This is a genomic window from Paenibacillus sp. LS1 (genome assembly GCF_026013365.1).
Taxonomy (GTDB): domain Bacteria; phylum Bacillota; class Bacilli; order Paenibacillales; family Paenibacillaceae; genus Paenibacillus.
On sequence record NZ_JAPDOE010000001.1, the window covers coordinates 142412 to 157542 of the forward strand.

A 15131-nucleotide genomic window follows, 5' to 3' on the forward strand; every position below is an offset into this window, starting at 1 on the left:
AGGTTGCGTAATGCACATTCAGATGCAAGACATTCATAAAGCATTCGGCACCAATCAAGTACTGAGCGGAGTGGATTTTGAACTAAAAGATGGTGAAGTTCATGCCCTGATGGGGGAGAATGGAGCCGGCAAATCCACACTGATGAACATTCTGATTGGTCTTCATCAGCGTGATCAGGGGACCATCACCATAGACGGAGAAGAAAACTATTTTGCAAGTCCGAAGGAAGCAGAGAAACTGGGCATCACCTTTATACATCAGGAGCTAAACGTGTGGCCTGAAATGACGGTGCTGGATAATCTCTTCATCGGTAAGGAACTGACATCATCCTTTGGGTTGCTTAACACAAGACAAATGAAAGCGCTTGCCAAAGAACAGTTCGCCAAGCTTTCTGTACACATACCGCTGGAGCGTCCTGCGGGAGAGTGCTCCGTCGGGCAACAACAGATGATCGAGATCGCCAAAGCGCTAATGACAGATGCCAAGGTCATCATTATGGACGAACCAACAGCAGCACTCACAGAGCGCGAAATCCAGAAGCTGTTCGGCGTAATCAGCTCGCTGAAGAAGGAAGGCGTATCCATCGTGTATATTTCTCACCGAATGGAGGAGATCTTCACGATCTGTGACCGAATTACCATTATGCGTGATGGAAGAACGGTAGACACGCAGGCTATTCCGCAGACAAGCTTTGATGAAGTGGTCCGGAAAATGGTAGGTCGGGAACTTACGGAGCGTTACCCTGCCCGGAATCCTTCCTATGGTGAAGTTGTTCTCGAAGTAAGGAATGCAAGCAGTAAAGGTCTATTCGAGAATATTAACTTCACCGTGAGAGCGGGGGAAATACTCGGTTTCTCAGGACTCATGGGTTCTGGACGAACAGAGATCATGAGAACCATCTTTGGTTTGGATACGTTGGATAGTGGTGAAATCTTCATCCGCGGCAAAAAAGCGAACATTCGTAAACCGGCTGATGCCGTGAAACATGGAATTGGGTTTATTACTGAAGACCGCAAGGATGAAGGTCTGGTATTAGACTTCTCCATTCGCGAAAATATGGCGTTGCCAAATCTGTTCAGTTTCTCAAGCAAAGGCTTCATCTCAGCTTCCAAAGAACAAGAATTCGTAGATACACTGATCAAACGGCTCCAGATCAAAACGCAATCCTCCGAGACCGCAGCAAGGAATCTTTCCGGGGGTAACCAGCAGAAGGTCGTTATCGCGAAATGGGTTGGGATCGGTCCAAGTGTACTTATCCTGGATGAACCCACGCGCGGAGTGGATGTCGGAGCGAAGCGCGAAATCTATGAATTGATGAATGAACTGACTGACCGCGGCGTTGCAATCATTATGGTATCGTCGGAGCTACCTGAAGTGCTTGGCATGAGCGACCGGATCGCGGTTGTGCATGAAGGACACATCAGTGGCGAGGTTGCAAGGCAAGTAGCCACACAAGAACACATTATGACATTGGCCACAGGGGGACAGTGATATGACAACAATGCAGGAAAACAAAACGGCCAAAAGCGGATTCCGTTTCTCAAACGTGATACAAAAATTAGGACCGCTGCTCGGCTTAATCATTCTTATTCTTATCGTATCGGTGTTGAATCCAAGTTTCTTGGAACCGCTTAATATTTTGAATTTATTGCGTCAAGTCTCGATTAATGCGCTGATTGCTTTCGGTATGACGTTTGTTATCCTGACGGGCGGAATCGATCTGTCGGTCGGCTCGATCCTGGCTTTATCCAGTGCTTTTGTCGCGAATATGATGTTGTCTGGCTTGGACCCGATCTTGTCGATCATTATCGGTGTAGCGCTCGGTGGTGTCATGGGTATGGTGAATGGACTCATGATTACCAAAGGCAGAATGGCGCCATTTATTGCTACATTGGCAACCATGACGATATTCAGAGGACTGACATTGGTGTACACGAATGGTAATCCAATTACAGGACTCGGGGATAACCTGTTGTTCCAATTGTTCGGGCGCGGTTACCTGCTAGGCATTCCGGTACCTGCAATTACGATGCTGATTACTTTCATGATTCTGTGGATTGTTTTGCATAAAACGGCTTTTGGTCGCAAAACGTACGCTATTGGTGGTAATGAGAAAGCCTCCATTATCTCGGGGATTAAAGTCAATCGCGTAAAAATTATGATCTATTCACTGACAGGTATGCTCGCTGCTTTGGCAGGTGCAATTTTGACATCGCGCTTGAACTCAGCACAACCAACCGCAGGTACATCCTATGAGCTGGATGCAATCGCAGCCGTTGTATTGGGTGGTACAAGCCTCGCTGGAGGACGCGGACGTATCGTAGGTACACTGATCGGTGTTTTGATTATCGGCGTGTTGAATAATGGATTGAACTTGCTGGAAGTAAACTCATTTTACCAAATGGTTGTAAAAGGCATCGTCATTGCCATTGCCGTCCTGCTGGACCGCAAGAAAACAGCATAAGGGGAGAAGCGAATATGAAAAAGTGGACGATAACACTCGTAAGTATGCTGATGATCATTGTTCTAGCCGGGTGCTCTCTGGAGCCACCGGAATGGGCCAAACCTAATCCAAACAAAAGTAACGGACAGAAGAAAATAGGTTTGTCGATATCTACACTGAACAATCCATTCTTTGTATCACTGAAGGACGGGGTCATGGCTGAAGCCAAAAAACAGGGAATACAGGTGATCGTGGTTGATGCGCAAAACGATTCGGCTAAACAAACCAATGATGTGGATGATCTCATTCAGCAAGGCGTTAGTGCACTGTTGATCAACCCCGCGGACTCTGCAGCGATTTCCACAGCGGTACAATCCGCTAATAGTGTGGGCATTCCCGTGATCACGTTGGATCGCTCCGCAGATAAAGGTGAAGTGGCGGCATTAGTGGCATCGGACAACGTAAAAGGCGGACGTATGGCAGCTGAATACTTCGTAAAACAACTCGGTGAAGGAGCCAAAGTCATTGAACTTGAGGGTGTGCCTGGCGCTTCCGCAACAAGAGAGCGGGGTAAAGGCTTCCACGAAGTGGCTGACAAGCAACTCGATGTAGTTTCCAAGCAATCTGCTGATTTCGATCGGTCCAAAGGATTGAATGTCATGGAGAACCTGCTTCAGGGTAATCCTGATGTGCAGGCGGTATTTGCCCATAATGATGAGATGGCACTTGGTGCAATTGAAGCCATCCAAAGCTCGGGTAAAGACATTCCGGTTATCGGATTCGACGGCAATGATGATGCAATCAAATCCATTCAGGATGGAAAATTGACGGCAACGGTTGCTCAGCAACCTATACTGATTGGCCAACTGGCGCTGCAAGCAGCTCTGGATGTGCTCAGTGGCAAGCAGGTGGAGTCATCGATTCCCGCTGAATTGAAGCTGGTAACCAAGGAAAATGTGAATGAGTAAATCATCATAAAACATGTATCTTCGTTTTGGACATCAACATAGGACTAAACCCAGCCGCTAAATTAGCGGCTTTTTTCATTTCAGAAGAAGCGTGCGGACATCACATCAATCAGATTATTGACTTTTTAAAAGCATATTAAAGATGCCCTAATTGAATTGTAATCCATTTTGTAGTTTTGGATTGCTCTAAAAGAGTATTTTGGATATGTATAACCAATCCATCTGTTGATACACTAGCATGACGTTCTACACAGTCTTGACAATACATAAGGAGGAGCTAATCTCAATTATCCATTCCTGTGCGGAATAGAAAGAAGGTGGCTGACATGAAACATCTAGTAGAAGAAAATCTTCAAGCTGTAAGACAGCAAATGGCACTGGCCTGCCAGGCTTCCGGTCGCAACATAGAGGAAATTCAGTTGTTGCTCGCGACCAAAACGGTACCGCTTGAGAAACTAGAGGTAGCGATTCAAGCAGGTGAGGTTCTATTCGGAGAAAACAAAGCTCAAGAACTCCGAGACAAATTCCCACTCATGCAGCAACACGAACAGGTGGAATGGCATTTTATCGGACATCTGCAAACGAATAAAGTGAAGGACGTTGTTAAATATGTTACGCTCATCCATTCCGTAGATCGTTTGAAACTGGGTCAAGCGTTACATAACCAGCTTCTCAAAGAGAATAAGACCTTAGACATTCTTGTGCAAATTAATACGTCCTACGAAGAAAGTAAATTTGGTGCCTCTCCAGAAACAGCATTGGAACTGGTAGAGCAGTTGTCTCAATTCGAAACGTTGAACGTGAAAGGGTTGATGACCATTGGAAAACTGAATGCAACGAACGAAGAAACACGGCATTGTTTTCGACTGTTAAACCGTATTCGCACTCAGATTAAAGAGAAAAACATTCCGCGTGTAGAAATGGATATTCTATCGATGGGCATGTCCGGTGACTTTCAGGTCGCTATTGAAGAAGGAGCCACAATGATCCGTGTAGGAACAAGCGTATTTGGCCCACGGTATTTACCGGACGAATATTACTGGAATGAAAACACACGCATCGATGATTAAGTGAGAGGTAGTGTTAAATATGAAGACAGCATCCCCTTCGTTACGTGGCCGTGATTTGATATCGCCGGTGATCGCCGCTTTAATATCCGTAATTGTTAATTACGGGGGTACGTTTATCCTTGTTTTTCAAGCTGCAAAAGTGGCTGGTTTAAGCCCGGAAATGACCGCGTCCTGGATTTGGTCCATCTCGATTGGGGTAGGAGTAACAGGAATTTGGCTCAGTTATCGATATAAGGAACCGATTATTACAGCCTGGTCTACACCAGGTGTGGCGTTTCTAGTTTCGGCATTAGCGGTAACCCCTTATCCGGAAGCAATTGGCGCTTACATGATTTCAGCAGTTGGATTTATTATTTTAGGTTGGTTAGGCATGTTTGAACGTTTCGTTCGACTTATTCCCCCAGGCATCGCTTCCGGATTGTTAGCTGGTATTTTACTACAGTTTGGTATTTCGGCCTTTGGAGGGGCGAAGGTAGATCCTTTGCTTGTGATTGTACTGTTTGCAGGCTATATCGTGCTAAGAAGGTTTACTTCCCGTTACGCCATTGTTGGCATATTGGCAATTGGTTTGATTTATTTGATATGCATGGGGAAAACAGACTTCAGTACGATCCAATTGGCGGTAGCATCGCCTGTATTTGTTGTTCCAACATTTTCGTTAAATGCTTTACTTGGCGTTGCGCTACCGCTGTTCATTATTACCTTGACAGGGCAGTATATGCCCGGAATGCTTGTTCTGCGTAATGATGGATTCAAGACAAGTGCCAATCCCATTTTGGCCGTAACAGGTTTGGGTTCGCTTCTTGCTGCCCCATTCGGATCACATGCTTTTAATGTGGCAGCTATTACAGCAGCGATTTGTACAGGGAAAGATGCACATGAGGATCCTACAAAGCGGTATATTGCAGGAATTGCTTGTGGTGTTTTTTATATTTTTGTCGGCATTTTTGGCGTAACATTGGCTGCTCTGTTTTTAATTCTTCCTGCTACCTTTATTGCAACATTAGCGGGATTGGCCTTACTTGGAACCATTGGTGGCAGTCTTGCCAATGCATTAACGGACCTTAAGGGACGTGAAACTGCATTGATTACGTTTTTGGCGACAGCAGCGAATGTGACTTTGCTTGGTGTTGGTGGTGCATTTTGGGGACTGTTTGCAGGAATGATGGCACATCTACTGATGTATAGTAAATTTCCCAAAAAACAATTTGGATCGAATAGATAACCCTAAGGTTGGGAGGAAGCCCAAGGTGATTATCTAACACACGGAAGTCTCGTTAATTTTTCATTGAAGGTGTTCTGAGTAACGCCAACGCATTGGCAGAAACTTTAATGAATGAAGGACTCACCCTTGTATCGGGAGGAACAGATAATCATAAGCGAATAAAAATGCAATCCCTCACGATACAGCAAGTCCTTTGGTTACAAGCGTTATTCGTTTTGGAACTCCGGCTATGACTTCAAGAGGGCTTGGAGCCAGGGAACTGAAAGAAATTGCTCAGCTGATAGGGCTTGCTTTTAAAAATCCAAAGAACTCGGATGTAAAAAATCAAATATTAGGTAGTGTCCGTGAAATCACTTCGCAATTCCCTTTATATGAAGACCTCAAATAGCTCAACAGCAGACACAAATAGAGCCTGCAATTGTTCCTAATGGATAACAATCGCAAGCTCTTATTTTGCTTGCGTATCTTAAAGCTTACTTTTTTGAACAGAAGAGATGTACCATAAGTGAGATTTAAGACACGCCTTAGTAAGCTATACCTACACGAGACTGTACATACTCATCAGACATTAATTGCTGATAAGCAAACTCCGCAGTATCGATTACAGATATAGAAGTTCCGCCGTCAGGCAAGTAGTCGCGCTCAACCCGGTATTTACCAAGAGATTCTCCATCATATAAGTAGGTAGGGCACACAATGGTCCATTCTAACTTTGAAGCTTTGAGAATGTTGTACATCTCCAGATGCTCCTCAGCTGCCCGCGTGGACTTGCGTCTGGACTCAGGCGATTGAAAACGAAGCAAGCCAGGACCCGTTCGACTTTCCAATATGCCAGCTGTACCAATGGTAATGATTCTTTTGATACGCTCCTGAGCCATAGCCTCAACAATATGTCCCATGGATTGCGATAATGTAGTCGTTCCATCGGTACTTAAGGAACTAACAACGAGATCCACACCCTGTATGGCGTGATGAATATCCTCTTTGACTAAAGCGTTTCCTTGATGCAGAACGAAATTGTCATCGTTGATTTGTACCTTTTCCGGGCTTCTAACCAGTGCGGTTACATGATGATTGGAACGTAGCGCATAAGGGACGAAATGACTTCCAACCCGTCCGGTGGCTCCCAACACTAAAATTTTCATCACAAAAAACATCCTTTCGAATCCGATTGGAGAGCTTGTTCTCCATCATAATACAATCTTTGCAAGCCGATGAATGCCTTCCTCAATCTGATCCTCATCCACTTTCGCAAAACCTAATATCCATCCTTTACGATGACTTTCCAGGCAATATTTGCTAAGCGGATATACGCGCACGCCTTGATCAAGGGCAGCATTCGTCATCGCTTCTTCGTCAAATGACGTTTCAGATTCAAGGAGCATATGCAATCCTGTTTCCACACCACTTAAAGTAAATCGTGAGCTTAGTCCTGAAGCAACAATGGCTTTGGTCATGACTTCGTGTCTGCGTCGATATATGTTCCGAACTCTTCTCATATGACGCATAAAATGACCACGCTCGATAAAATGAGTTAGCGTTAATTGTTCCATAATCGGCAGATGACGATAGGTTAATTCATGAACTTGTGTAAGGCGATCAATGGCTTTTTTGGGTCCGATGATAGCGGATAGTCGAATGCCAGGTGCAACCATTTTGGAAAAACTCATCATATAAAGCGTATTCTGAGGTTGTTGACTGAATATCGTCGGAAGTGGATCTCCACGGTACCTAAATTCGCTATCGTAGTCATCCTCAACAATCCAATATCGATGATGAGCTGCCAAGTGCATCAATTGTTGCCTGCGTGGCTCCGACATAATAACGCCAACGGCGCATTGATGAGAAGGCGTGACAAAGACGAGTTTAGTCTGTGGGTGAATATGATCTACACATAATCCATACTCATCAACTGGAACGGGATCGACTTGCATCCGGCGGTATTTCATCGCCATCCAAGCAGCCGGGAAGCCGGGATCCTCTACCGAAACTCTGTCTCCCTCACTTAAAAGTGCCTGAGCAATTAAATCAATGCTATGTTGTGCACCTGAGGTTAACAAGATTTGATCAACATCGATATGAATGCCTCGTTCAAGTGACAAATAACGTTGAATCTGCTCTCTTAACGCCAGTAACCCTCTGGCATCACCATAAGCCCATATATCCAGATTGGGTTCAGTAGAAGCTTGTAAAAAAGATTGCCTCCAGGATTTTGTGAAATTTTCATCTAGATAAGGCTCGTGGGGATTAAAATCAATTTCTACTTTGCGATCGTCTCTATTACCGAACCAACTATGCAGATTACCAATCGAATCGTTTAGTATCGGTAGTTCGGGCTGGATAGGCCCTTTCATTGTGACCTCTTCTGATGAACGAGGTGCATATGTCCAATCACTAACTCTTGTCCCGGCCCGTCGGGAGGTTACCGTATATCCGCGGCTAAATAATTCCTCGTAGACAATCTGTATGGTTGACCGTGAAACACCAATTAATTGAGCAAGTTCGCGTGAGGGGAGTAGCAATTCACCAGGTTGCCATTTCCCGGTTGTAATATTATGAATCGCTTGATCCAGAAGTTGCTGCCAGATCGGGCGATGGTCATTCCGATTTACTTTTAGCATTGATTCAACTCCAGTGTTCATACTGAATTATGGATTGCATTGACTTATGTAATTATGGATATTTGGCACTCCAATGATTGATATATTATTATAGCAAAAGTTTAATTTGCAAACAAAACAAAGCTAGACTAAAGTGATGTTTCCCGTGAGTCCAACCTATGTGGTTGGTTCTGCCTAGTTCATACTCGATTCATATTCAAGCCACAGATAGTTCATCTTCTTCGGTTACACTACTGGAGTACGACCACAGAGATTCCTAATCCATAGACTAGACAGGAGAAGATGAGATTGACACGAAAGAAACGAACTTCGATCGCGGCCATTACATTGGTGCTCGCGATGATGTCCCCAATGTCGGCCATGGCCACACCCGCTACCAGTAACGGTAGTAGCCCTACGTATGATCTAACTAAAAAGGCAGTAGGCGCGAAGGCCAAGGTACTTACTGAATCATACGCTACGACAAGTGTGCAGTACGCACTGATGGATGAGGGCCAGATTGTGATCTCCGGTCAGGCAGGCAAAAATGACCTGAAAAACAACATCCCGCTTTCCTCTAATACAATGTATGGCATTGGTTCAACCAGTAAAATGGTGCTCGCAACCGCTGTAATGCAGCTAGTGGACCAAGGCAAGATTGATCTTGATGAGCCTGTCGTGAAGTATATTCCGGACTTTAAAATGAAAGACAAGCGGTACCAACAGATCACACCACGCATGCTGCTGAATCATTCATCCGGACTTCTCGGAACGTCAAGCAACAGTGCAATACTGTTTGGAGATAATGATACCCACGCACATGATACGTTATTGGATCAATTAGCGACGCAACATCTGAAGGCCGATCCTGGCGCATACTCCGTGTATAGTAATGATGGTTTCACATTAGCTGAGATTCTGGTTGAGCGGGTCAGCGGATTGAGTTTTACCAGTTTCATGCACCGGTACATAACCGAACCCCTGGGTATGGAGCATACCAAAACGCCCCAGGATGTAGTGGAACTTACCCAAATGGCAGCAACATATTCCCCGTCATATGAGGGACAGCTTCCATTAGAGACCACAAACATGATTGCTTCTGGAGGCCTATATTCGACTGCTGAAGACCTCGTTCAATTCTCGAAAATCTTTACAGGTGAGGTTGAAGGTGTTCTTTCAGAGGAATCTGTAGAGGCCATGGAGCAAGAAGAATACAATAGAGGCATGTGGCCGGAAGAAGGCGATTCGTCCATTGGCTATGGTCTGGGTTGGGACAGCGTGAACCTGTTTCCTTTTAATGATTATGGCATCCAGGCAGTAACCAAAGGCGGCAATACGATAACCTATCATTCCTCGTTGATTGTGCTTCCGGAATACAATATGGCTGCTGCCGTAACCTCTTCGGGTGGTCATAGCTCAACGGATCAATTGCTGGCAACTGAACTTTTGCTGGGCGCACTTGAGGAGAAAAATATCATTTCAGAACGCAAGCCGGAGAAGTCATATGATGCACCTGTGAAAGCAACCATGCCAACAGAACTTTCACAGCACACAGGCATGTACGCTGGTGGGGCCAACATGTTAATGAAGCTAAACGTAAAAGATGATGGGCAATTAACGCTATCTAATCTGTCGTCTCCTAACAGTCCTGCCCAGACATATACGTACACCGCTGATGGCTCATTTGTTAATGATGCAGGTACGGAAAAGCTGAAATTCGTTCAAGAAGTCAACGGAAACACGTACTTGTGGTCTCGGTCGTATCAGTCTGTGCCTGGGCTTGGGCAAGTTGCTTCCTCGGAATATAAGGCAGAAAAGCTTGAAACCAATGAATTGTCGGAAGAAGTAAAGGCCGCATGGCAGAAGCGGGAAGGAAAAGCGTATGTGTTAGTCAATGAAAAATACACATCAACACTGTACAACACAGCGATGCCGATGATTCCCATTCATACGTTTAATGAGCTACCCGGTTATGTCTACACGAATAAAATCATTGGAGCTAACCAAGCCGTGAACCAATTGCAAATTCCTGGATTGGCAGGTCGTGACACGATGGAATTCAATTTCTATGAGGAAAACGGCGTGGAATACGTTACAGCTGGAGGCAACGTGTATGCTGCTCAAGACATCATAAAACCGATCTATTCGGGAAAACAATCGAAGACAACCATTCAAGCGAATGGTCATGCCACATGGTACTCGATTCCAGCATCAGCTGCAGGTAAAGAAATGACCGTCAAGATGTCTGCAAACAGCGCATTTGCTGTATACAACCAAGCGGGCGTAGGCATTAATCATACAGTGGTCAGTGGACAAAACGAAATTGTATTGCCTGAGAACGGAACCATTGTGTTCGCGGGTGAAGCTGGTTCGAAGTTCGATATTGTATTGACAACCAGAGCAAATTAATAGATGATAAAAAAACTGTACAACAAAAAGTCGCGTAAATCGCGGCTTTTTTTAGTTTAAATTTTAAATACATGGTTTAAAGGTAAATGTCACTTTTTATGATTTACCATGTAATTTGGGTTTCGCAAAGCTCACCTGGAGGGTAAGTATAAGAGGACATTTACTGGATGGAAAAAAACTTACGGAGGAAAATGTTGCAAGTGGCAAGGCAGAGCATTGATTGTTAATATACAGTAAATAATAACAATCTGATGTGCAAAAGTTCGACATAAGGACTACAGAAATACTTATGAAAAGAAAATAATGAATATTCGGACAACACCGAGACGGGGAGGACATATGAAAACAACGAAGATCTCATTTTTTATACTTTCACTGATGCTGCTCCTGGTGAGCGGTCTAACAGGATGGGTGGGCAACGCCACCGCAGCATCCGATTCCGGTAAGACTTATGTTATCGGAACTGATGTCACATTTGCTCCATTCGAATATGAAGATGAGAATGGTGATTTTGTTGGTATCGATATGGATTTGCTGGATGCTATCGCCAAAGACCAAAATTTTAATTATCAAATCAAAGCTCTAGGATTTAACGCAGCTGTACAGGCACTTGAGGCCAATCAGGTCGATGGTGTGATCGCAGGGATGAGTATTACGGATGAGAGAAAAGCAAAATTTGATTTCTCAGAGCCGTATTATGATTCAGGCGTTGTTATGGGAATTAGTGCCAATAATGATACCATAAAAAGTTACGAAGATCTTCGTGGTAAAAAGGTCGCTGTAAAAACGGGAACAGAAGGGTACAGCTTTGCTGAGTCCATCGCCTCAAAATATGGCTTTACCGTTGTCCCATTCGATGAATCATATCAAATGTATGATGATGTAAAGACCGGTAATTCGGTGGCCTGTTTTGAAGATGAACCCGTTCTAAGGTATGGGGTAAAGCAGAATAATGGTTTGAAAATCGTTACCGCCAAAGAAGACGGGGCTTCCTACGGATTTGCGGTAAGTAAGGGTAAAAATCAGGAACTTCTGGAGATGTTCAATGCTGGTCTTGTGAATATCAAAGCTAACGGTGAGTACAAGCGCATTATCGAAGAATATGTTGGAGAGAATGCCCAAGTCGCAAATCTGGGGCGTTGGGAGTTAATACAGAAATCTCTTCCTGCCCTGTTTAAAGGTCTGGGAAAAACACTTTTATACACGATTGTGTCCCTGTTCTTCGCGTTTATCATCGGTCTGATTTTCGGATTTATGAAGGTGGGACAGAACAAATTCCTTCGTGGTGTTGCCACCGTATTTGTTGATATCTTCCGGGGTATTCCGCTGATTGTCCTGGCATTCTTTATCTATTTCGGGATTCCACAGGCGATGGGCTTCACGATGCCATTGTTCCTGGCAGCCATTCTGACGCTCAGTCTGAATGCAGGGGCGTACGTAACCGAGATTATTCGAGGCGGGATTCAATCGATTGATCGTGGTCAGATGGAAGCAGCCCGTTCATTGGGCCTTCCTTATCGCAAAGCGATGATAAAGATCGTCATTCCGCAGGCAGTGCGGGTTATGATTCCGTCCTTCATTAACCAGATGGTTATCACGTTGAAGGATACGTCAATCTTATCTGTCATTGGTCTCGTAGAGTTGACACAGTCGGGTAAAATCGTTATTGCAAGAACGTTCTCCTCGTTTGACATTTGGTTAACGGTTGCTATTATGTACCTAATTGTTATCATCACATTGACCAAAATTGCTGATTATCTGGAGGTGAAGGTTCGTCGTGGCTAAAATTAAAGTTGAAGGTTTGAAGAAAAGTTTCGGCACGAATCAGGTTCTCAAGGGGATTGATGTGGCGGTCAACGAAGGAGAAGTCGTCTGTGTCATCGGGCCTTCCGGTTCAGGGAAAAGTACTTTCTTGCGCTGCATCAACCAATTAGATGATATTACGGCAGGCCGAGTTATCGTGGATGATCAGGATCTGAATGACCCTAAAACGAACCTGAACAAGGCTCGTGAAAATATTGGAATGGTATTTCAACATTTTAACTTGTTTCCTCATTTTAGCGTCTTAAAAAATATAATGTTCGCGCCAAGAGAACTCGGGGTTTTAAACGCAGAAGAGGCTCGAAAAACAGGCCTTAGCCTCCTGGATCGTGTCGGATTGTCTGATAAAGCGGATAGTTTCCCCAGTCAACTCTCCGGTGGACAAAAGCAACGTGTAGCGATCGCTCGTGCACTTGCCATGAATCCGGACGTCATGTTATTTGATGAACCGACTTCGGCGCTGGACCCTGAGATGGTAGGAGAAGTTCTTGGTGTTATGAAGGACCTCGCGAGCGAAGGTATGACGATGATGATCGTTACCCATGAGATGGGTTTTGCCCGTGAAGTAGCTGATCGTGTGATCTTCATGGACGGTGGTTATATTGTCGAGCAGGGCACTCCTGAAGAGATATTTGGAAATCCGAAGAATGAACGGACGATCAGCTTTTTGGAGAAGGTACTCTAGCACTGAATCGAGAATGAACACATTGAAAGTCGCTATTTTAGCGGCTTTTTTTGTTATAATTATGAGGTGATTTAATAGAAAGACCGATCAAACTAAGCCAAGAAAGTGAGGTCTATACTCCATGGAAAACGTGTCACAAGAAGATCAACTGCAATCCATAAAAGCCTTTCAATCAACGATCCGCAAATCGGAAAATGCCTTAGTGAATATGACTCAGAAAAGGAATAATACAACATTGTTACAGAAACGTCTCCAAGCTTTATACATCGGCCTAGCACTGCTGGAAAAGGTATGGCATCAGAAATCTCATTCCTACACTGAGGAAGATATCGCAGAAGCCCGCATTGTCTTGATTGGATTGTTTCCTTCCCTTGAGAACATGTATGCCAAGTCCAAAGAAGGTAGCCCGCAAAAGACTCTTCTGGAAAGAAGAATTAAAGCATTTCATCTGGCCGTTCAAGCCATGGATACATATCTTTTATCGAGTGGTGACTGAATGCAGTGCATCTTAACGATGAACTTGAAATGAGAGAGAGGTCTGTCTAATGAACGACAGACCTCTCTTTTTCTTTTGCATGCTTAGGAGAACCGATAGAGACGTACACCATGCGCTGGCACAGTCGTAGCTAAGGAATTCTCGCTAAATTCAGCTGCTTCTCCGCTCCACATTTCGGTACCTTTCGTAATGCCGGAGAGGCCGATTTCCTCAATAAACAAATCCGCAGGGAGAGTATTCTCACCTATGTTGAATACAGCGACGTAAGAGGAGCCATCCGCATGCTGGGCAGTCCACACAATAAGATCTTCTTTGCGTAAGGCTTCTCTGGCTCCGTAACTCTCGCGATGCATTCGCAGAACCTCACGATTGGTTAACAGGGATAATGTCCAGTCATCGTTATCTCGCAACTCACCACCGAAGATGAGAGGGGAACGGAAGATGCTCCACAGCGACATCATCGTCAACTGCTCGTCAGGCGTGAACCGAGTCCAGCGATCCGCTCCACCACCATCTACAGAACGGATACCGATATGACCCAAAGGCAACATATCACAGTCTGGCCAGCAGCCTGCTTGGGGAACGCCCTGCCATGTTCGGCAGCGGTCAAACATATCCAATAACAGCGGCCAAAGGTCCCAGAAATCGTCCGTGACCCGCCACATATTGGCATGCTCGGCTAAGAATTCGGAGTATTCTACCGGAGCAGGGCCGGGAGAGAGACTTAGTACCATTGGCCGACCAGAGCGCTCAATCGCTTTGGATATCATTTCGATCTCAGGCTGATGGGTGTCATAGAGCCTTGAAGCAGCAATATCGTCTACTTTAACCAAGTCAACGCCCCATTGTGCATACAGTTCAAAAAGCGAATCGTAATAGGCCTGTGCGCCTTCTTTTGAGCTATCGACACCATACATATCCGTATTCCAGGGACAGATGGAGTTCGGATGAGCGATATCGCGCGCAGTCGCGGTTGTACCCAGAATCGGAGTAGCCGCATGTGCAGCCTGACGTGGAATACCACGCATGATGTGAATGCCAAATTGCAGACCAAGACTATGAATGTAATCGGCTAATGGCTTAAATCCCTGTCCATTTGCAGCGGAAGGAAAGCGATTCTCAGCAGGCATAAGCCGTGAATATTCATCCATAATTAGTGGAACGAACGGACGATATTGCGAAGAATTGGCCAAAGGCTCGTACCACTGAATATCGACCGTAATATAGCTCCAGCCGAAGTCTTTAAGATGTTCTGCCATGTACTCGGCGTTGCCACGGATTTCGTCTTCCGTAACGGCTGCACCGTAACAATCCCAGCTGTTCCAGCCAAGCGGTGGAGTTGATGCTGCAAGTGTATGATTCATGTTAATGCTCCTTTATGGATTAATTATTGCTCTCGCTAAATTCATCATA

The 15131-nt window shown here is 44.9% G+C and carries 13 protein-coding genes; 10 read left to right on the top strand and 3 right to left on the bottom strand.

The features are described 5' to 3' along the window. Positions 1 to 10 precede the first annotated feature (10 nt). The 6 genes from OM416_RS00675 to OM416_RS31865 all read left to right on the top strand — a co-directional run bounded on the left by OM416_RS00675 (position 11) and on the right by OM416_RS31865 (position 6095). Positions 11 to 1492 (top strand): sugar ABC transporter ATP-binding protein, encoded by a 1482-nt coding sequence (locus OM416_RS00675; RefSeq protein WP_264926162.1) that lies wholly within the window; start codon positions 11 to 13, stop codon positions 1490 to 1492. 10 nt (positions 1493 to 1502) lie between these two features. After that, positions 1503 to 2465 (top strand): ABC transporter permease subunit, encoded by a 963-nt coding sequence (locus OM416_RS00680; protein WP_413775758.1) that lies wholly within the window; start codon positions 1503 to 1505, stop codon positions 2463 to 2465. Between the two features lie 14 nt (positions 2466 to 2479). Beyond that, positions 2480 to 3412, top strand: coding sequence for a ribose ABC transporter substrate-binding protein RbsB (gene rbsB, locus OM416_RS00685; protein ID WP_264926163.1), 933 nt, complete (start codon positions 2480 to 2482; stop codon positions 3410 to 3412). Positions 3413 to 3738: 326 nt separating this feature from the next. Then, on the top strand, positions 3739 to 4482 hold the full coding sequence (locus tag OM416_RS00690) for a YggS family pyridoxal phosphate-dependent enzyme (protein ID WP_264926164.1): 744 nt from the start codon (positions 3739 to 3741) through the stop codon (positions 4480 to 4482). 19 nt (positions 4483 to 4501) lie between these two features. Then, on the top strand, positions 4502 to 5707 hold the full coding sequence (locus OM416_RS00695) for a benzoate/H(+) symporter BenE family transporter (protein ID WP_264926165.1): 1206 nt from the start codon (positions 4502 to 4504) through the stop codon (positions 5705 to 5707). A gap of 193 nt (positions 5708 to 5900) precedes the next feature. Further along, positions 5901 to 6095 (top strand): hypothetical protein, encoded by a 195-nt coding sequence (locus OM416_RS31865; RefSeq protein WP_413775738.1) that lies wholly within the window; start codon positions 5901 to 5903, stop codon positions 6093 to 6095. Positions 6096 to 6231: 136 nt separating this feature from the next. On the opposite strand, the gene OM416_RS00705 is transcribed toward OM416_RS31865, so the two are convergent. Both OM416_RS00705 and OM416_RS00710 read right to left on the bottom strand, forming a co-directional pair. Then, positions 6232 to 6852: an NAD(P)-dependent oxidoreductase gene (locus OM416_RS00705; protein ID WP_264926166.1), complete on the bottom strand. Its 621-nt coding sequence runs from the start codon at positions 6850 to 6852 to the stop codon at positions 6232 to 6234. 45 nt (positions 6853 to 6897) lie between these two features. After that, positions 6898 to 8328, bottom strand: a complete 1431-nt coding sequence (locus OM416_RS00710) for a PLP-dependent aminotransferase family protein (protein WP_264926167.1) — start codon at positions 8326 to 8328, stop codon at positions 6898 to 6900. Positions 8329 to 8610: 282 nt separating this feature from the next. Between OM416_RS00710 and OM416_RS00715 the strand changes: the two genes are divergently transcribed. The 4 genes from OM416_RS00715 (at position 8611) to OM416_RS00730 (ending at position 13718) form a co-directional block, all read left to right on the top strand. Then, positions 8611 to 10716: a serine hydrolase domain-containing protein gene (locus OM416_RS00715; protein WP_264926168.1), complete on the top strand. Its 2106-nt coding sequence runs from the start codon at positions 8611 to 8613 to the stop codon at positions 10714 to 10716. A gap of 339 nt (positions 10717 to 11055) precedes the next feature. Then, a complete protein-coding gene (locus OM416_RS00720; RefSeq protein ID WP_264926169.1) occupies positions 11056 to 12501 on the top strand; it encodes an amino acid ABC transporter substrate-binding protein/permease in 1446 nt (481 codons plus the stop codon). Then, positions 12494 to 13222, top strand: coding sequence for an amino acid ABC transporter ATP-binding protein (locus OM416_RS00725; protein ID WP_264926170.1), 729 nt, complete (start codon positions 12494 to 12496; stop codon positions 13220 to 13222). The genes OM416_RS00720 and OM416_RS00725 overlap by 8 nt, the downstream gene beginning before the upstream one ends. 121 nt (positions 13223 to 13343) lie before the next feature. Next, on the top strand, positions 13344 to 13718 hold the full coding sequence (locus tag OM416_RS00730; RefSeq protein ID WP_264926171.1) for a hypothetical protein: 375 nt from the start codon (positions 13344 to 13346) through the stop codon (positions 13716 to 13718). Between the two features lie 83 nt (positions 13719 to 13801). Here OM416_RS00730 and OM416_RS00735 read toward each other — a convergent pair whose 3' ends face one another. Next, a complete protein-coding gene (locus tag OM416_RS00735) occupies positions 13802 to 15082 on the bottom strand; it encodes a glycoside hydrolase family 27 protein (protein WP_264926172.1) in 1281 nt (426 codons plus the stop codon). Between the last annotated feature and the right edge of the window lie 49 nt (positions 15083 to 15131).